The 19,953-nt window shown below is 74.2% G+C and carries 9 protein-coding genes; 2 read left to right on the top strand and 7 right to left on the bottom strand.

Annotation, left to right across the window (positions count from 1 at the left end; translation table 11 throughout):
• Nucleotides 1-14 precede the first annotated feature (14 nt).
• Entirely contained in the window at nt 15-1,697 is a 1,683-nt protein-coding gene (locus ACGFIS_RS22845; RefSeq protein WP_392906854.1) for a hypothetical protein, read from the bottom strand.
• 242 nt (nt 1,698-1,939) lie between these two features.
• On the opposite strand from ACGFIS_RS22845, the gene ACGFIS_RS22840 reads away from it, so the two are divergent.
• Nucleotides 1,940-2,107: a hypothetical protein gene (locus ACGFIS_RS22840; RefSeq protein ID WP_392972388.1), complete on the top strand. Its 168-nt coding sequence runs from the start codon at nt 1,940-1,942 to the stop codon at nt 2,105-2,107.
• 66 nt (nt 2,108-2,173) lie between these two features.
• Here the strand turns inward: ACGFIS_RS22840 and ACGFIS_RS22835 are convergent, their stop codons facing one another.
• The 6 genes from ACGFIS_RS22835 to ACGFIS_RS22810 all read right to left on the bottom strand — a co-directional run bounded on the left by ACGFIS_RS22835 (nt 2,174) and on the right by ACGFIS_RS22810 (nt 7,558).
• Entirely contained in the window at nt 2,174-2,830 is a 657-nt protein-coding gene (locus tag ACGFIS_RS22835) for a response regulator (RefSeq protein WP_392906851.1), read from the bottom strand.
• Nucleotides 2,827-3,975 carry a sensor histidine kinase gene (locus ACGFIS_RS22830; RefSeq protein ID WP_392906849.1) on the bottom strand — a complete coding sequence of 383 codons (1,149 nt, stop codon included), beginning with the start codon at nt 3,973-3,975 and terminating at the stop codon, nt 2,827-2,829. The genes ACGFIS_RS22835 and ACGFIS_RS22830 overlap by 4 nt, the downstream gene beginning before the upstream one ends.
• A gap of 61 nt (nt 3,976-4,036) precedes the next feature.
• Entirely contained in the window at nt 4,037-5,059 is a 1,023-nt protein-coding gene (locus ACGFIS_RS22825) for an ABC transporter permease subunit (protein WP_392906848.1), read from the bottom strand.
• Nucleotides 5,056-5,970 (bottom strand): ABC transporter ATP-binding protein, encoded by a 915-nt coding sequence (locus ACGFIS_RS22820; RefSeq protein WP_392906847.1) that lies wholly within the window; start codon nt 5,968-5,970, stop codon nt 5,056-5,058. Before ACGFIS_RS22820 ends, ACGFIS_RS22825 begins: the two co-directional genes overlap by 4 nt.
• Before the next feature lie 121 nt (nt 5,971-6,091).
• Complete coding sequence (locus tag ACGFIS_RS22815; protein WP_392906845.1) at nt 6,092-6,220, bottom strand: hypothetical protein; 129 nt, start codon at nt 6,218-6,220, stop codon at nt 6,092-6,094.
• A gap of 27 nt (nt 6,221-6,247) precedes the next feature.
• On the bottom strand, nt 6,248-7,558 hold the full coding sequence (locus ACGFIS_RS22810) for a salicylate synthase (RefSeq protein WP_392972386.1): 1,311 nt from the start codon (nt 7,556-7,558) through the stop codon (nt 6,248-6,250).
• A gap of 99 nt (nt 7,559-7,657) precedes the next feature.
• Between ACGFIS_RS22810 and ACGFIS_RS22805 the strand changes: the two genes are divergently transcribed.
• Complete coding sequence (locus ACGFIS_RS22805; protein WP_392972433.1) at nt 7,658-19,948, top strand: amino acid adenylation domain-containing protein; 12,291 nt, start codon at nt 7,658-7,660, stop codon at nt 19,946-19,948.
• Nucleotides 19,949-19,953: the final 5 nt, after the last annotated feature.

Below are 19,953 nucleotides of genomic sequence, written 5' to 3'. Positions count from 1 at the left end.
AGGAGGTCGTGGCTTCACCGGATCGCGCCCTGCTCGCTGAGGAAGTCCCGCAGCGCGGCCTCGCGGCGGGCGGTGTCGGAGATGTGGTATTTGATCAGGCGGATGCCTACGTTCCGCCTGGAGTAGGGCCTCGGGACGAGCGGCCGGAACCTGCGGCATGACGACCACTTCGGCGCGGTGCGGAAACAACCGCCCGCGAGCCGGAAGTCCCGGCGGCCGGTCGCGTCCAGCCGCCACTCGACGATCTCGTGGACGTTGCCGCAGCAGTCCTGGACGCCGTGCGGCGACTTCCCGCGCTCCCGCCAGCCGACGGGCTCGACCTCATGCCTGCCTCGCAGGTCGCCGTAGCCGAGATTCGCCCGTTCGGGGGTGGGCGGGGTCTGGCCCCAGGGATAGTCGGTGTCCTCGCAGCCGGCGAGGGCCAGCCATTCCGGGGCGGTCGGGACCGCCCACAGTTCCTCGGAATCGGGATCGTCGCGCATGCAGGCCCCGATCAGCCGGCTCAGGCAGTTGACCAGGTCGGTGCCCGAGCCCTTCTCGGGAGGCCTGGGAAGATCGATGACGTAGGGGTGGTCGACGTTGTCCGGGACCTCGTCCGCCAGCAGGACCCCGACCTCGCCGATCGTCAGGGGGAACAGCATCGCCTTGAACTCGTAGGGGCACAGGCGGCCGCCCGGAACGGGCGTGATGGCCGGGGCGAAGGAGGCCGGCCGCCGGGAGCCGATGCGGCGCGACGCCAGGCTCTGGGCCTTCTTGACTCGCAGGCGCAGCTCCCAGGGCGCCACCTCCGGGAGATCCGCCTCGTAGTCCCGGAGCGCCTTGTGGATGCCGGCCCACAGTGCCGGGTCGTCAGGGACGACCTCCAGCAGCCAGACCATGAAATGGTAGAACCAGTTGGCGCGGCCGCCCGCCCACGCCGTGATGTCGGCCACCATCTGCTCGATCGGCCATGCGGGGTCGTCCGCTCCGCCGGTCAGAAACCTCTCGAAGAGCACCTTCCAGGTCAGCCGCAGCTGCGCCACGTGTTCCGGCTTGTTCCTGCGCCTGAGGATCTCGCCGCTCTCCTTGACGAGCCACCGCCGGTGCCCCGCGGTCCCGCGGTGCAGCGTCATGTCCGCGGCCAGCACCGCCCAGAACTCGGAGGCCGACCCGACCGGCACATGGATGCCGCGGAAGCAGGTGACCACCTCGGCGGTCACGCCGCTGGAGCGCAGCGCCCCGAGCGCCGAGGGCAGGGCCGCCAGGTCGTTCGTGTTCACCGCCGGCCCTTCGCCGCGGAGGATCTCCTCGGGGGACGACCTGTGCGGCTGGTCGAACTCGGCCACCCACCGCGCCAGTTCGACGCACACGTCCGGCCGGGTGCCGGTGTCGGCCTGAGCCCGGCTCTCCTCCGTGGTCGCGATGCGTTCCCATGCCTGCGTCCAAGGGGCCAGGCGGGAGGCCGGGGTCCCGCAGGCGTGGACGAATGCCGACAGCAGTGCCTTGCGGGGGAACCGGCTGCCCTTGAGCATGTCGCTCACCGAGGACTTGGTCAGCCGCACCGGATCCCCGCGGTCGACCGAGTCCCTGTCGAGCGTGCGCAGCGACGGGCTGTCCGCCCGCCGGTGCAACTCGCGCAGCAGCGCGGCCAGTTCCACCCGGGTGGCGACCGCCGCGAGTCTCTCCTCCAGGTCGTGCGTGTGCGGAACGTCGTCCACGCCTCACCCTTCTCCGAGTGTCCAACGCTGTCCGAGACAGTACGACGCGAGGACGACCGTGGCCGCCGGCCGTCCCGATGGCCGAGCGCCTGTCCGGTTCCGGCACCCGGGTGGACGGGCCGGGCACCGCGTCGTCCGGCGCCCTGCAGGACACCCGCCCGCGGATGTTTCCTGGATTCACGCCGCGAGGGATCGGCGCGGGGACCCGGCCGCCCCCGGGCCGTGAAAGGGGAACGCAGATCATGGACGACGGCGTGAACGACGTCATCGAGGGCAGGCGGGCCGACCGCCGGCATGCCGCCCGCTACTGGCGGGTCCGCACCGCGCTGGAGGTCGCCAAGTTCATCGCCTGGGCGGTGGTCTTCACCCTGTGGCCCCCCGGCTCGGACATCGCCGCCTGGCTCATGTGACCCGTCGCCGGCCCGGGCCTGCCGGTTCAAGGGGAGCGGACCGGCTCGGGCCGGCCGCGGCGCCGCTCATGGTGTGTCGACGAGCCGGTTCTCCCATGCCCACGTGACGATTCCGACCCGGTTGCGCACCCCCAGTTTGGTCTGGATGCCCGACAGGTGGCTTTTGACGGTGCTGACCGAGATGAACAGCTCGGCGGCGATCTCCTGGTTGGTGCGGCCGCGCGCCAGCGCCCGGACGACCTGGAGTTCGCGGTCCGACAGGGGTGGGGGCCGCGCGGCGCCGGACGGTGCCGAGGCGGCCGTCAGGTGCCGCAGCAGCCTCACGGTGACCGACGGTGAGACCAGCGCCTCGCCGTTGTGGGCGGCGCGGACCGCCTCGGCGAGCAGGGCGGGCCCGGCGTCCTTGAGGAGGAACCCCGCCGCACCTCCGCGCAACGCCCCGTACACGTACTCGTCGAGGTCGAAGGTGGTGACCACGACGACCCGTATCGGGTCGGGCACCCGCGGGCCGGCCAGCGCCCGGGTCACCTCGATGCCGTCGAGCCGGGGCATCCTGATGTCCACCAGGCACACGTCCGGGCGCAGCCGCCGGGCCATGGCGACCGCCTCGGCCCCGTCGGCGGCCTCTCCGACGACGGTGATGTCGGGCTGGTCCTCCAGGATCAGCCGCAGCCCGCGGCGGACCATCGCCTGGTCGTCGGCGAGCAGGACCGAAATGGTCATCGGGGCTCCCTGGTGGGGACGGGCAGGGTCGCCCGCACGGACCAGCCGGCGCCGGGCCGCGGCCCGGCGCGCAGCGAGCCGCCGAGCGTCTCGACGCGTTCGCGCATGCCGATCAGACCGTATCCGCCACGATGGGGGTGCCGGGGCGGGGCGGCGGGGGCGTCGTCGGCGACCTCGACGGCGACGCCCTGCGCGTCCTGCTCGACCGTGACCGTGACGGACCGGGCCTTGGGTGCGTGCCGCGACACGTTCGTCAACGCCTCCTGGACGACGCGGTACACGGTGGTGGTCACCTCCGGCGGCCACCCGGTGTCCCCGTCCGGCATGTCCAGCCGCACCTCCGGGCCCTGCCGGCCGAAACGCTCCACCAGCGCGCCGAGCCGCTCAGGCCCGGGGGACGCCGGTGCCGCGTCGCCGGCGTCGCGCAGCAGCCCGACGACGCGCCGCATCGCCGCCAGGGCGTCGGTGCCGGCGGCCTCCAGGTCGGCGAGGTACTCGCCCACCTGCTCCGGATTCCGCCGCGCGACCACCTGTGCGCCCTGCGCCTGGACCACCATTCCCGTGATGTGGTGGGCGACGACGTCGTGCAGTTCCCGGGCGAGTGCCAGCCGCTCGTCCCGGCGCACCCGCTCGGCGGCCGCGTGCGCACGGGCGTCCAGGAACCGCAGCGACAGCCCCGCCCCGACGGCGGTCAGCCAGATCAGGCCGTCCAGCGCCGTCACCGCCGCGAGGTCGGCGGACGGCGGCCCGGCGGCCAGCTGGCCGGCGATGATCACCGCCGGCCCGGCGCCCGCGATGACGCCCGCCTGGACCGGCGCGAGGGCCCGGAGCGCGGAGCCGGTCAGCACCGCCAGACCCAGCGTCATGGCGGGGCTGGGTTCGGCGGGAAGATCGGGTCCGGCCATGCGGGTGGCCACGATGGCCGACACCGCGAGGCCGAAGCCCGCGATCGCCGGCCGGAGCGGCCGGCGCAGCCCCGGCAGCGCCGGCAGGCAGACCGCCGCCGCGGAGACGCTGCCCGGCACCCAGTACCAGGCGCCCCAGCTCTGCGCGATGGCGGTGGCCTGCACGGCGATGGCCGTGAGGAACACGGCGCCGAGTCCGGTCACGGAGACGCCCCGGACCCATCCCCCCGGAACGGTCACACCGGACAGGTTATCGATGTGCCGTCCGGCGGATCCGTGCCCGGCGGATTCCGGTCGCTCGTCACGAGACCCGCCTGACGCGTCGCAGGGCGATGGCGGTGAGGAGTGCGCCGGCCACCAGGTAGAGCCCGGTTTCCGCGAACTGGAACGGCCAGTAGCGGCTGCCGGGCTGGTACTCGATGTCGACATGGAGGCCGAGTCCGGACAGGCAGACCGCGGCGTCGCCGAACGTGCCGCCCGCGCCGCTCTTCGGCGGGGTGTCGAGGCAGTCGTTGAACGTGCTCTCGCTGAGCGTCTGCCCGTCCGCGGTGCGCAGCGGGCTGGTCTCGCTGATCCACGCGCCGGGTGCGCCGGGCACCCGCAGGCCGCCGATGACGGGGGCGCCGGTGATGCTGCCCAGGTTCTTGGCCTGGTTGATGGTCTGCACGGTCATCGGCAGGGTCGTCTTCTCCGGCGGTATGAGGTGCGGACGCACCAGGTTCGGCACGGTGAACTGGACGACGAGGAAGACGACGCCCGTGATGGCCATCGCCGGAAGCGTCCGGCGCACGAACAGGCCGATGGCGGTGCCGAGGGTGAAGGCGAGGAAGGCGTAGCCGATCGGGGCGATGTTGCGGGCGCCGAACTCCACCGCGCCGAACCGGTCGGAGGCGACCGAATCGTACGGGGAGGCCGCCCAGGTGAGCAGTAGGGCGGCCAGGCCCGTCAGGGCCATCGCGGCCAGGCCGACGAACGCCATCCTGCCGATCAGCCAGCGGCGACGGGTCACGCTCTGGTTCCACACCAGCCGGTGGGTACCGAGCTCCATTTCCCGCGCGATCAGCGGTGCCCCCCAGAACACGCCGATGACGACGGGGATCAGCCCGAGCCCGGCGGCCAGGAACAGCAACGTGTTCTTGTAGGAGCTCTGGAACTGGCTCGCGGCCTGCGCGCAGCCGGCGGGGTCGGCGCACCGGGACCGGTAGGCGTCATGGGCGTCCCGGATGTCCATGCCCAGGAACAGCAGGTACCCGGCGATCAGGGCGAGCCCGATGGCGCCGGCGAGCGACTGGAGGCGGAACTGCCGCCAGTTCAGCCAGATCATCGCACTCCCTCCCCGGCCGCGGCGCCGGCGCGGGCGGCGGGCGTGTTCGCCCGCGACATGTAGGCGAGCACCAGCTCTTCGAGCGTGACGGGCCCGGCCCGGAACGGGATCTCCGACGGCGGGAGGCCGGTGCGCACCACCGCGCCGGCGTGCGGGGCGCCGTGGTCCACGCGGACGACCTCGACACCGGCGGGGAGCCGGCCGAGTTCGCCGTGGGGCGCGAACAGCCGGTGATGGCCGGCCAGCAGGTCGCGGACTTCGCCGGCGATCTGGATCCGCGAGTCGCACAGCACGATGAGGTAGTCGCAGACCCGCTCGATGTCCCCGAGCAGGTGCGACGACAGCACGGCGCCGGCGTCGAGCTCCGCGACGAACTCCATCAGGTTCGCCAGGAACCCCTGGCGCGCCAGCGGGTCCAGCGCGGCGGCCGGCTCGTCGAAGATCAGCAGTTCGGGGCGCTTGGCGGCGGCGATCGTCAGCGCCAGCTGCGCGCGCTGACCACCCGACAGCCGTCCCGCCTTCTGGCCCGGGTTCAGCCCGACCTGCGCGATGCGCCGCTCGGCCAGCCCCCGGTCCCAGGACGGGTTGAGGCGCGCGCCCAGACGCAGGTGGTCGGCCACACTGAACGACGGGTACACCGGGGTGTTCTGCGCCACGAACCCGACCCGGGCCAGGTGCGCGGCGTCCGCCGCCGGCCGGGACCCCAGGACGCGCAGTGTGCCCGACGTCGGCTGCAGCAGGCCGCAGGCCAGATTCAGCAACGTCGACTTGCCGGCCCCGTTCGGACCTACCAGACCCACGACGCGACCGGCCGGAACACGCAGATCGACTTCGCTCAACGCCTCGCGGCGGCCATACCTTTTCGTCAATCCCTCGGCGTGCAGCACCGGGATCGGATTCTCATGAGACATGACAGCATCGTCGGCAACGGCGCCACTCCAGATCACCGGCCCAAAGGACGGTTCGCGCCGGCGACGGCCGTACTTTCGGCTGGTTCGACGCCGAGCCCCACCCCGCCGGGGACTTCGGGTATCAGCGCGACGAGGTTTCCGGACCCGTGGCCTCGTCCAGGTCCGCCGGCATCGTTCCCGGGGGGGCGAGGTTGACGTTGCCCAGTTCGGTGGTCACGGCCTCGAACAGGTCCATGTCGGGCCCGTGCATGCCTCAACGTTCCCAGCGGGCAGGTGGTCACACGAGCGGGACGACGTGGGGGGCGATGCTGGAGAGTTTCTCGCAGGTCTCCTCGTATTCGCGGTCCGGGGTGGAGGCGCCGACTATGCCGGCGCCTGCGCGGAGCCATGCGCGGCCGTCCTCGCTGTAGAGGGCGCGCAGGACGAGGGCCGAGTCGAGGGCGCCGTCGTGGGAGACGGTGACGACGGCGCCCGAGTAGAGGCCGCGGCGCCCCTCCAGGCGGGTGATGGCCTCGATCGCGTCGGGCTTCGGGATGCCGGACGCGGTGACGCCGGGGAACAGGGCGTCCAGGGCGTCCCACGAGGTGCGGCCGGGGGCGAGGACGCCGCTGACGCTGGAGCCGAGGTGCTGGACGCTGCCCCGTTCCTTCACGGTCATGAAGTCGGTGACCTGGACGGTCCCGGGGTCGCAGACCCGGTTCAGCTCGTCCTGTGAGGTGCGGACGGAGACGGCGTGCTCGTAGATCTCCTTGGGGTCGGTTTCCAGGTCGCGGCGGGTGCGCGCGTCGGTGTCGGTGCCGAGGCCGAAGGCGCGGGTGCCGGCGAGGGGCTGCGTCATGACGCGGCCGCCGGCGTCGACGCTCGCGAGGACTTCGGGGCTGAACCCGGTGGCCTGGAAGCCGTCCAGGTCGAGCAGGAACGAGCGCGCCGGAGTGTTCGCGCGGCGGCCCCGGACGTAGGTCGACACGACGTCGACGGGGTAAGGGATGTCCAGCCGGCGGGACACGATGACCTTCTGGTAGCGGTCCGCGCCGATCTCGGCCAAGGCTTCGGCGACCTGTGCGCGGTAGCGATCGCCGCCGGCTCGGACGTCGACCGGTGAGGGGATTCCCGCGGACGGCGCGGCGGCGGCGGTGAGCAGCTTGGCGACCTGCTCGGCCTCGGCCTCGTCGACGCCCGTGATGGTGGCGCGGCCGTCGCGGGCCCGGACCTCGGTGCGGGGGACGATCAGGTGGGCGAGGCGCCCGGCGGGACGGGGCGCGGCGAACTCGAACGCGATCCAGCCGCAGGCGGTCCAGGTGGGGAGCGGTGCGCCGGCGAACGTGTCGCGGAGTGCGTCGGCGGGGCGGCCCGTCCAGGCGCGGGTCGTCGGGGGCCGGCCGGGCCAGTGCGCGCGGACCGTGGCCGCGTCCAGGACGACCTCGCCGAGGGCGCCGCCCGCGAACGTCCACGCCCAGGGTCTCTCGTAGACGACGTAGTCGTCGAACAGCCCGGATCCGGCCAGCCGGGTCATGAGCGTGAGGGGGTCCGAGGTGTACTCGACCACCAGCTCGGTGAGTGTCGCATCAGTGCTCAGAGCAGACGACAAGGCAGCCAACTCCCTTTCGCGGGCCGGAACGTCCCAAACTTAGGTAAGGCTAACCTTGTGTGATTTTCATAGGCAAGGCTAACCTAACCGGCGGTGGCGATGCCGACAGCGAAGAAGCCGACAGCGAAAGAGTTGAGCGTGCAGGAGCAGACGACGACGGCACGGCGGCGCGAACTGATGCGGCGGATGATGGCCGAGGCCGGACTCGGCCCGGACACCGCCGGGCTCACCCCGCGGGAATCCGGCGGACCGGCGCCCCTGTCGTACGCGCAGCAGAGCATGTGGCTGCACCACAACACGTTCCCGGGCAGCCCCGCCTACAACGTCTGCCTGCTCATCCGCATGTCGGGGCCGCTCGATACGGGCGCGTTCCGTGCGGCGCTGCGCGGGTTGATCCGGCGGCACGCCGTCCTCCGCACCACCTATGCGGACGGGGAGGACGGCGGTGCCGTGCAGGTCGTCGGCGACGACGCTTCGCTGGACCTGGAGCCGGCCGACCGCCCGGACGCGGGGGCGCGGGCGGCGGAGTTGGCGGCGGTGCCGTTCGACCTGCGGAACGAGCGGCCCATCCGGCTGGAGCTGCTCCGGCTCGGCGAGGACGAGCACGCGCTCGTCCTCGTGGTGCATCACATCGCGTGGGACGGCATGACGTGGGGCACGCTGTCGCGTGACCTGTCGGCCCTTTACCGCGCGGCGGTGACGGGGGAGCCGGACGGGCTGCCCCGGCTGGACGTCCAGTACGCCGACTACGCCGAGTGGGAGCAGCGGCGGCCGGTCGCCGAGGACGATCTCGCGTACTGGCGTGCCCGCCTCGATCCGCCGCCCGCGCCGCTCGACCTGCCCGCCGACCGTCCGCGCGGCGCCGTGCTCTCCGAGCGGGGAGGACGCCGGGCGCGGCTGTTCGACGACGCCGTGGCGGAGGGGATGAGGAGGCTCGCCGCCGAGGAGAACGTCACCTCGTTCGCGGTGATGCTCGCCGCCTACGCCGTCCTTCTGCACCGCTACACCGGCGCCGGCGATGTGGCGATCGGGTCGGCGGTGATGAACCGGGAGCACGCCGGGATCGAGCGGCTCATCGGCAATTTCGGCAACACGCTGGTGCTGCGGACGGACCTGTCGGGAGCGCCGACGTTCCGGGAGGCCCTGCGCCGCACCGGCCGGACCTGCGCGGAGGGTTTCGCGCATCAGGCCCTGCCCTACGACCGCATCGTCCAGGATCTGCGGCCGGCTCGGGAAAGGGGGCGTTCCGCGTTCTTCGACACGATGCTGCTGTTCCTCGCCCAGGAGATCGGCGAGCTGGACCTGCCCGGTGTCACGTCCGGCTGGACGCATGTCCACAACGGCACCGCCCACTTCGACCTGTCGCTGGAGGCGTTCGTCAGGCCGCAGGGCATGACGGTCGAGGCCACGTTCCGCCGCGAACTGTTCGACGACGAGCGCATCGACGCGCTGCTCGGCCACCTCGAGACGCTCCTGAAGGACGCGCTGGCCGATCCCGACCGCCCGATCGGCGCGCTGGAGGTCATGGACGCCGGCGAGCGTGCCCTGATCGAGGACGCGAACGCCACCGGTCATCCCGTTCCGGACACGAACGTGGTCGCGTTGTTCGAGGAGCAGGCGGCGCGCACACCGGACGTCCCCGCGATCGAGAGCGGGAACGCGTCCCTCACCTACGCCGAGCTGGACGTGCGGTCGTCGGCGCTCGCGGCGGAGCTCCGCGCGCGGGGCGCCGGGCCGGAGGGCATCGTCGCGCTCGCTCTGCCCCGCACGCCCGATCTGGCGGTGGCCCTGCTCGGCGTCCTGAAGGCGGGCGCCGCGTACCTGCCGCTCGACCTCGACCATCCCGCCGACCGGATCGCCGGCATGCTGGACGACGCCGCGCCCCTCTGCGCGATCGTCACCGGCGAGACCGCGCACCTGCTGCCGGACACGACGAGCCTCCTGGTTCTCGATGGCGGGAGAAAGGGCGGGAGAACGGGCGAGAGAAACGGCGGGAGACAGGCCGCCCCGGCGGCGCCGTCCGCCGAACCGCGCGGTGACGATCTCGCCTACGTCATCTTCACCTCCGGTTCGACCGGGCGCCCCAAGGGCGTGGCCGTCCCGCACGGCGCGCTCACGAACTTCCTGCTCACCACGCGCTCCCAGCTGAACCTCGGGGCGGGCGACCGGCTCGTCGCGGTGACGACGATCGCGTTCGACATCGCCGCCCTGGAGCTGTTCGCTCCGCTGATCAGCGGAGCGACGGTCGTGCTCGCCGGCCGGCGGGACGTCCGCGACCCGGCCGCGCTCGCCGCGCTGCTGGAGGGCGCCACGGTCGTGCAGGGCACCCCGTCGCTGCTCGGGACGCTCGATCCCGCCGCGCTGAAGGGGCTGCGGGTGCTGGTCGGAGGTGAGGCGCTGCCCGCCGCGCTCGCCGAGTCGCTGGAGGCGTCGGCCTCGCTCGCGACCAACATGTACGGGCCGACGGAGGCGACGATCTGGGCGACGTCCGCGGACCTGCCCGCGTCCGGCATCGGCGACCCGCTCTGGAACACGCGCGCGCACATCCTGGACGGGGCGCTGCGTCCCGTCCCGCCCGGTGTGCCCGGCGAGCTGTACCTGGCGGGCGCGCAGCTCGCCCGCGGCTACGTCGGCCGCCCCGACCTGACGGCGGAGCGGTTCGTCGCCGACCCCTGCGGCCCGCCCGGCTCCCGCATGTACCGGACGGGCGACCTGGCGCGGCGCGGCCGGGACGGGTCCATCGAGTATCTCGGCCGCACCGACGACCAGGTGAAGATCCGCGGGTTCCGGATCGAGCCCGCCGAGGCGCAGGCCGTCCTCGCCGCGCGGCCGGGCGTCGCGCACGCCGCCGTCGTGGTGCGCGAGGACCGCCCCGGCGAGCCCCGGCTCGTCGGCTACTACGTCCCCGAAGGCGACCTGGACGAGGCCGCTCTGCGCGACGCGCTCGCCAAGGCGCTCCCCGAGTACCTCCCTGAGTACATGGTGCCGTCCGCCCTCGTCGCCTTGGACGCGCTGCCCCGCACGGTCAACGGCAAGCTCGACCGTGCCGCGCTCCCGGCGCCCGGAGCCGAGATCTCCGGACGGGCCCCGCGCGACGCCCGCGAGGCGGCGCTCTGCGCGATCTTCGCCGAGTTGCTCGGCGTCGAAGGGGTCGGCATCGACGACGACTTCTTCGCCCTCGGCGGGCATTCGCTGCTGGCGGCCCGCGTCGCGGCCAAGGCCCGCGCCGTCCTGGGCGCGGCGCCGTCCATCGCGGACGTGTTCGAGGCGCCGACCGTCGCCGCGCTCGCGCCCAGGCTGGTGGAGGCCGGCGGGGTGCGCGTCCGCGACGTCGAACGGCCGGACGTCGTCCCGGCGTCGGCCGCGCAGCGGGGGCTCTGGCTGGAGGAGCGTCTGCGCGGCCCCTCCGCCTCGTATGCGCTGCCGCTCGGGCTCCGCCTCCGCGGCGCCGTGGACGAGGCCGCGCTGGACGCCGCGTTCGGCGATGTCGTCGCGCGTCATGAGGCGCTGCGCACGCTGCTCGTCGAAGGGCCGGACGGCCTGCCCGTCCAGCGCGTTCTCGAACCGGCCGTCCCCGTGCGCCTCGCCGTGATCGACGCGCGGGCCGAGACGCCGCAGCGGCGCGCGGCCATCGAGCGGGACGCCACCGCGCACGTCTTCGACATCGGCCGGGACCTGCCGGTCCGGGGCACCCTCGTCCGGACGGGCGACGCGGCATGGTCGCTGCTGCTCCTGCTGCACCACGCCGCCGCCGACGAATGGTCGTTCACACCCCTGCTGGCCGACCTCGCACGCGCCTACGAGGCCCGGCGGGACGGCCGCGAACCCGGCTGGGAGCCGCTGCCCGTCCAATACGCCGACTACGCGGCCTGGCAGCGGGAGGCGGCACCGGGAATGTCCGCCCAGCTCGACTACTGGGAGAGGGCCCTCACCGGGCTGCCCGAGGAGACCGTTCTCCCGTTCGACCGGCCGCGTCCGGCGGAGGCGAGCCACCGGGGCGGGCTCGTGCCGTTCCGGCTCCCGGCCGCCGGGGCGCGGCGGCTGGCGCGCGACACCGGCACCAGCGTGTTCATGGTCCTGCACGCCGCCGTCGCGGCCCTGCTCCAGCGGTCCGGCGCGGGCGACGACGTGGCGCTCGGGTCGCCGATCGCGGGACGCGCCGACGAGGACCTCTCCGGCCTGGTCGGCGTCTTCGTCAACCCGCTCGTCCTGCGCACCGATCTGTCCGGCGACCCCACGTTCGCCGAGCTGCTCGACCGGGTGCGCGGCACCGACCTCGCCGCGTTCTCCCACGCCGACGTCCCGTTCGAGCGGGTCGTGGACCGGCTCGCCCCGGAGCGTTCGCTGGCGCGCAGCCCCCTGTTCCAGGTGATGATCGTCCACCAGCGGCTGGACGACGTGCGGCTCGCGCTGCCGGACGTGCGCGCCGAGCCGTTCCTGCCGGAGACCGGCGGCGTGAAGTTCGACCTCGACCTGTACTTCGCCGAGGGCCCCGCCGGTGAGGGGGACGAGGAGATCGAGGGCTTCGCCGCGTTCGCGGCCGACCTCTTCGACGCCGCGACCGTCGAGCGGCTCCTGGACGGCCTGGACGAGCTGCTCGGCCAGGTCACCGCCGATCCGGAGCGGAGGCTGTCGACGCTGGGCGCCCCCGTCGAGCATCCCGTCACCGCCCGCGACTTCCCCGTGCGGACGGTCGCCGCCCTCGTCGAGGAGCAGGTCGCGCGCACACCCGGCAGGACCGCCGTCGTCTTCGAGGGCACCGAACCCGCCTCCACCGAACCCGCCTCCACCGAACCCACCCACACCGAACTCACCTATGCCGAACTCGACCGGCGCGCCGAGGCGCTCGCCGACCGGCTCGCCGCCGCCGGCGCCGGGCCCGAGCAGGTCGTCGCGCTCGCGCTGCCGCGCTCGGCCGAGTTCGCCGTCGCGCTGCTCGCCGTGCTGAAGACGGGCGCGGCCTACCTGCCGGTCGACCTGGCCCATCCGCCCGCCCGGGTGGACATGATGCTGGACGCCGTCCAGCCGCTGCTGGTCCTCGGCCGGGACGAACCACCGCTGGACGCACCGCGCCGCGCACGGCCGGACATCCGGCCCGACCATCCGTCCTACGTCGTCTTCACGTCCGGGTCGACCGGGACGCCCAAGGCCGTCGCCGGCACGCAGCGGGCCCTCGCCAACCGGCTGGCCTGGGGCGCGGACCTCGCCGCGCCGGGCGTCCGCGTCGCCAAGAGCTCGCCCGCGTTCATCGACGGCACGACCGAGCTGCTCGGCGGCCTCGTCGCGGGCGACACCGTCGCCATCGCCGGCGACGCGACCGCCACCGACGCCGTCGCGCTCGCCGCCTTCATCGAACGGCACGGCGCCGCGCTCGTCACGCTCGTCCCGAGCCTCCTGTCGGCGCTGGTGGACAACGGCCTGCCCGCGTCGGTCACGACCTGGGTCAGCAGCGGCGAGGCACTGCCCGCCGCGCTGGCCGGGCGGGTCCCGGCCCGGCTGGTCGACCTGTACGGGTGCTCCGAGGCCGCCGGGGACAGCCTGATGGCCGTGCCCGGGGAAGACGCCGTGCCGGGGGAGGGGGCCGGGGGACTGCTCCCCATCGCGAACACCCGTGCGCACGTCCTGGACTCCGCGCTGCGCGAGGTTCCCGCCGGGGAGCTGTACCTCGCGGGCGACGGGCTGGCCCGCGGCTACCTCGGCGACCCGGCCCGCACCGCCGAGCGGTTCGTCGCGAACCCGTTCGGCCCGCCCGGCTCCCGCCTGTACCGCACCGGCGACCGGGTGCGGCGCCGCCCGGACGGCGGACTCGACTTCCTCGGCCGCGCCGACGCGCAGATCAAGATCCGCGGCTTCCGGATCGAGCCGGGCGAGGTCGAGGCGGTCCTCGCCGCCCAGCCCGGCGTCCGGTCCGCCGCCGTCGCCGCGCACGGCTCCCGGCTCGTCGGGTACGTCGTGGGCGACACCGACGCGGAGATCGACGCGGAGGTGGACGCGGGGGTGGACGCGGGGGTGCTGGACGGCCGGCTCCGCGGCCTGCTGCCCGACTACCTCGTCCCCGCCGAGCTGATCGTCCTGGACGAGCTTCCGCTCAACCCGAACGGCAAGGTCGACCGGCGCGCCCTGCCCGAGCCGGGACGGCCCGCCGCGGGGCGGGCGCCGGCGACCGGACCGGAACGCGTCCTCGCCAGGCTGGCCGCGACCGTCCTCGGCCGCGACGCCGTCGGCGCCGACGACGACTTCTTCCGCACCGGCGGCGACAGCATCAGCGCGGCGCTCCTCGTCGCCCGCGCCCGCCGCGCCGGGCTGTCGTTCACCGTCCGGGACGTCTTCCGGCTGCGGACGGTCGAGGCGCTCGCCGCGGCGGCCGCCCCCGCCTCCGCCCCCGGACGCGCCGCCGTGGAGGCCGGCACACCCGGTGAACTGCCGCTGTCGCCGCTCCAGGAGGGGCTGCTCTTCCACCTCATGCTGGCGGGCGAGGGCCGCGACATCTACGTGCAGCAGGCCGTGGTGACGCTGTCGGGGCCCGTCGACCCGGACCGGATGGCGGACGCGGTGCGCACCGTCCTGGACAAGTTCCCCAACCTGCGCGCCGGGTTCCGGACGGACGGCGACCGCGCGGTGCAGTTCGTCCCCGACGACGTCGAGGTCCCGTGGACGCACGCCGGAATCGCCCCGGACGAACTGGACGCGTTCGTCGACGCGCAGCGCGCCGAGCCGTTCGACCCCGGCGAACCGCCGCTCATCCGGTTCGCCCTCGCCAGCCTCGGAGCCGGCGACCACCGGCTGATTCTCACCTCCGAACTGATCCTGCTGGACGGCTGGTCCGGCGGCCTCCTCGTCACCTCCCTCCTCGACGCCTACACCGACGCCGCCGCCGAGGCGGCCCGTCCCGTCCCGCCGTTCCGCGCGTTCCTCGACTGGGTGAGCGGACGCGACAGGCCCGCCGCCGTGGAGGCGTGGCGCCGCGCCCTCGACGGCTTCGACGAGCCCGCCCTGGTCCGCCCGGGACTGGCCGGCCGCCCCGCCGACCCCGCGGCGGCGGGGGAGGTGCACCGGACGCTGCCGCCGGAGCTCGCGGAACGCCTCGACGCCGTCGCCCGGGACCGGGGCGTCACGCCCGGCACGCTGTTCGAGACCGCGTGGGGCCTGGTCCTGATGGGCCTCACCGGACGCGACGACGTCGTCTTCGGCTCCTCCGTGTCCGGCCGCCACCCGGACGTGGACGGTGTCGAGTCCATGGTCGGCCTGCTGTTCAACACCATCCCGGTGCGAGTGCAGGCCGGCCCGGCGGACGCGCTCACGACCGTCCTCGACCGCGTCCAGGCCGCCCGGTCGGAACTGTTCGACCACTCGTTCGTCGCGCTCGCCGACGTCCAGCGCGCCACCGGCCTCGGCACGCTCTTCGACACGCTGTTCGTCTTCCAGAACTTCCCCGGCATGCCCACCGGCCGCGGGTTCGGCCCGGACGGCGACCTGCGCGTCCTCGGACGCGAAGTCCGCGACGCCACCCACTACCCGATCACCATGGTGGTCGAGCCGGGCGCGGCGCTGCGCGTCATGTACCGGGGCGACGCGTTCACCGAGGCCGGCGCCGGACGCGTCACCGACCGGTACGTGCAGGTGCTCCGGGCGCTCGCGGAGTCGCCCGGGACGCCATGGCACGGCCTCGACCTGCTCCTTCCCGAGGAACACGAGCGCCTGCGCCGCGAATGGGACGAGGCGCGCCGTCCCGTCCCGGAACTGACGGTCGCCGAACTGCTCGCGGAACGCGCGGCGGAACGTCCGGGCGACCCGGCCCTGGTGTCCCTCCCCGACGTCCGCCTCACTTACGGGGAGCTGAACGCCGAGGTCAACCGCCTCGCCCGGCTCCTGCTCGCGCACGGCGCCGGCCCCGAACGCGTCGTCGCGCTCGCGCTGCCGCGCTCCGCGCAGATGGTCGTCGCGCTGTTCGCCGTCCTGCGCACGGGCGCCGCCTACCTGCCGCTCGAACTCGACCACCCGGCCGACCGGCTCGACCACATGCTCCGGGACGCCGCCCCGGCCTGCCTCGTCTCGCACCGCGGCATCGCCGCCGGACTCACCCACTCCGGCACGACCCTCGCGCTGGACGACCCGGAAACCGCCCGGACCCTCGCCGGCCTGCCGGGCACGGACCCGGCCCCGGACGAGCTGCCCGGCTTCGCCCCGGGCACACCGGGGCGCCTCGACCACCCCGCCTACGTCATCTACACGTCGGGCTCCACGGGACTTCCCAAGGGCGTGGTGACGCCCTACCGGGGTCTCACGAACATGCAGTTCAACCACCGCGCCAACATCTTCGACCCGGTGGTGGAAGCCGCGGGCCGCCGGCTGCGGATCGCGCACACCGTGTCGTTCTCCTTCGACATGTCGTGGGAGGAGCTGCTCTGGCTGATCGAAGGCCACGAGGTGCACGTCTGCGACGAGGAACTGCGCCGCGACGCCGAGGCGCTCACCGCCTACCTCCGGCGGCACCGCATCGACGTCATCAACGTGACCCCGACGTACGCGCAGCAGCTCCTGGACGAGGGGCTCCTGGACGGCGGGCACCGCCCGCCGCTCGTCCTGCTCGGCGGCGAGGCCGTCCCGGCGTCGGTGTGGGACCGGCTCGCCCGGGCCGACGGCGTCCTCGGCTACAACCTGTACGGCCCGACCGAGTACACGATCAACACGCTCGGCGGCGGCACCGGGGACAGCGCCACCCCGACCGTCGGCAAGCCGATCTGGAACACCCGCGGCCACGTCCTCGACGGCCGGCTGCGGCCCGTCCCGCCCGGCGCGCCCGGCGAGCTGTACATCGCGGGCGCCGGCCTGGCCCGCGGCTACCTCGGCCGCGCCGACCTCACCGCGGAACGCTTCGTCGCGGACCCGTACGGCCCGCCGGGGTCGCGCATGTACCGGACCGGCGACCTCGTGCGGGTCCGCGACGACGGCAACATCGACTTCCTCGGCCGCACCGACGACCAGGTCAAGATCCGCGGCTACCGCGTCGAGCCGGGGGAGATCGAGACCGCGCTCGCCGCCGAACCCGGCGTCGGGCAGGCCGCCGTCGTGGCCGCGGACACCGGCGTCGCCGGCGTGAAGCGCCTCATCGGCTACATCGTCCCCGACGGGACGCGGGAGGGCGCCGCCGTCGAGCAGCTCGCCGAATGGCGGCAGATCTACGACGCCGAGTACACCGAGGTCGGCACCGTCGTCCACCGGGAGGAGTTCGCCGGCTGGGACAGCAGCTACGACGGCGCCCCGATCCCGCTGGACGACATGCGCGAGTGGCGGGAGACGACCGTCGAGCGCGTCCGTGCCCTGCGTCCCCGCCGCGTCCTGGAGATCGGGGTGGGCGCGGGCCTGATCCTCACGCGCCTGGCCCCCGAGAGCGAGGAGTACTGGGGCACCGACTTCTCCGAGCCGGTCATCGCGAAGCTGCGAGCCGATCTGGGCCCGGACTCGCCGGTGCGGCTGAGCCACCGTCCCGCCCACGACACCGATGGCCTGCCGGAGGGGCATTTCGACACGATCGTCGTCAACTCGGTCGCGCAGTACTTCCCGGGCCCCGGCTACCTCCAGGACGTCATCGGCAAGGCGATGGCGCTGCTCGCACCGGGCGGGGCGCTGTTCCTCGGCGACGTCCGCGACCTGCGGACCGTCCGGTGCCTGCACGCGGCGATCCGGCTCGGACGCGGCGGCGGCGACCTGGACGCGGTCGAGCGCGCCGTCCGGATGGAGAAGGAACTGCTGCTCGACCCCGCGTTCTTCACCGCCTTGGACGGTCCCGCACGCGTCGATGTGCTCACCAAGCGCGGCACCCGCCACAACGAGCTGACCCGGCACCGCTACGACGTCGTCCTCTGGAAGTCCGTGCCGCCCGCACCGGAGACGCCGGTCGTCGACTGGAGCAGCCTGGGGGAACTGGAGGAACAGGTGGAACAGGTGGAACCGGGCGAACCGGGGGCGGGGCCGGCGGGCCCGCTGCGGGTCCGGGGGATTCCGGACCCGAGGCTCTTCGGCGAGGTCGCCGCCCTGCGGACCCTGCGGGACGGCGGATCCCCGGACGAGGCCCGCGAGGCGCTGGCCGCGGCGCCGGAGGGAATCGAACCGGAGACGCTGCACGCGCGGTACCCGGGCGTGGTCCTCACACCGTCCGACCGGATCGGGTACTACGACGCCGTCTTCGGCGGGGGAGCGGCGGGACCGCCGGCCGAGCCCGGACGGGCGCCCGCGTCCTACGCCAACGACCCGGTCGCCGCGCGCGACCACGGTGTTCTGGCCGGGCGGGTCCGCGAGGCGCTCAAGCGGCGGCTGCCCGGCTACATGGTGCCGAGCGCGATCATGACCCTCGACGCGCTGCCGCTGACGGTGAACGGCAAGCTCGACCGCCGCGCCCTCCCCGACCCGGGGCGGGGCGGCCCTCGCGGGGAAGGGCGCGGCGGCGGGAGCCGGGCCCCCCGCACACCCGTCGAGCGGCTCCTGTGCACGCTGTTCGCCGAGGTCCTGGACGTCCCCGGGGCCGGCGTCGACGACGACTTCTTCGACCTCGGCGGCCACTCGCTGCTGGCGACCCGGCTCGTCGGCCGGGCCCGCAAGGTGCTCGGCGCCGAACTGGCGATCCGCGACCTGTTCGAGGCGCCGACCGTCGCGGAACTCGCCGGGCGCGTCCACCGCGACGCCGGCGCGGACGCCGCGGCACGGCCCGCCCTGGGACCGAGGGAACGCCCCGCGCGCATCCCGCTGTCGTCCGCGCAGCGCCGCCTGTGGATGCTCGACCAGCTCCTCCGCGAGGACGACGGGCCGCGCGGCGCCTACCATCTGCCGCTCGCCGTCCGGCTCCGCGGCGATCTCGACCTCGCGGCCCTCGAAGCCGCGATCGCCGACGTCACCGCCAGGCACGAGAGCCTGCGGACGGTCTTCACCGAGCATGACGGCGTCCCTTACCAGCGGATCCTCGCCCCGGAGGAGGCGCGTCCCGTCCTGGAGGTGGCGGCGTGCGCGCCCGAGGACGTCATCGCCAGGCCGTTCGATCTCGGCACGGAGATCCCGCTGCGGGTCGCGGTGTTCCCCGAGGGGGAGCGCGAGCACCTGCTGCTCGCCGTGTTCCACCACATCGCGTTCGACGAGTGGTCGTTCGGGCCGTTCGCCCGCGACGTCGCCGAGGCGTACACGGCGCGGCTGGACGGGGCGCCGCCCGCGTGGGAGCCGCCTCCCGTCCAGTACGCCGACCACACGCTGTGGCAGCGGGAGCTGCTCGGCGACCCGCTCGACCCGGGCGGCGTCCACGCCCGGCAGCTCGACCACTGGGCGCGCGCACTGGCGGGAGTCCCGGAGGAGATCCCGCTGCCGGTGGACCGGCCGCGCCCCGGCACCGCCGGGCAGCGCGGCGGGACCCTGGCCGCCACCCTGCCGCCCGGCCTGACACGTCGGCTGCGCGGCGTCGCGCGGGACGCCGGCGCCAGCATGTTCATGGTCTGCCAGGCCGCCGTCGCCGCCCTCATGCACCGCATGGGCGCCGGAGACGACATCCCCCTCGGCAGCCCCGTCGCCGGACGCACCGAGGAGGCCGCGCGGGATCTGGTCGGCTTCTTCGTCAACACGCTCGTCCTGCGCGCCGACGTGTCCGGCGACCCCGCGTTCACCGAGCTGCTCGCCCGCGTCCGGGAGGCCGACCTCGCGGGCCTCGCCAACCAGGACCTTCCGTTCGAGGCCGTCGTCGAGGCGCTGCGTCCGCGCCGGGTTCCCGGCCGCAACCCGCTCTTCCAGGTGATGGTCGGGTACGAGAACCAGGGCGTCGGCGACGTCCGGTTCCCCGGGCTCGAGCAGCGGGAGGCGTCGTTCGGGCCGGGCGCGGCGAAGTTCGACCTCGACTTCATCTTCCGGGACGGGGCGGACGCGCGCGGCGGGACGGACACGCTCGGCCTGGTCGTCGACTACTCCGCCGACCTGTTCGACCGGGACACGGTCGCCGCGATGGCGGACGGCCTGATCGCCCTGCTGGAGGCGGTCGCGGCCGACCCGGGCATCAGGGTCGGCGCCCTCCCCTCCGTCTTGACGGCCCGTGCGGTCACGGCCCGTGCGGTGACGGCCCGTGCGGTATCGGCCGGGGGCGTGACCGCCGGTACGGCTCCGCCGGCGGCCGGGGCGGACGGGACGGACGCGGGGCGGGGCAGCGAACTGGAGGTGCTCCTGTGCCGGATCTTCGCCGAGGAGCTCGGTGTCCCCGAGGCCGGCCCGGACGACGACTTCTTCGACCTCGGCGGCCATTCGCTGCTCGCCATGAAACTCGTCCGGCGGATCAGGAGGGTGCCCGGATGCGAATCCCTGAAGATCGCGACCCTGATGGAGGCGCCCACCGTGGCGGGACTGCTCGCCCGGTTGCGGTGAGGCCG

The sequence above is a fragment of the Spirillospora sp. NPDC048824 genome (genome assembly GCF_043198455.1).
Classification (GTDB): domain Bacteria; phylum Actinomycetota; class Actinomycetes; order Streptosporangiales; family Streptosporangiaceae; genus Spirillospora.
This window is presented reverse-complemented; position numbering and strand designations above follow the sequence as displayed.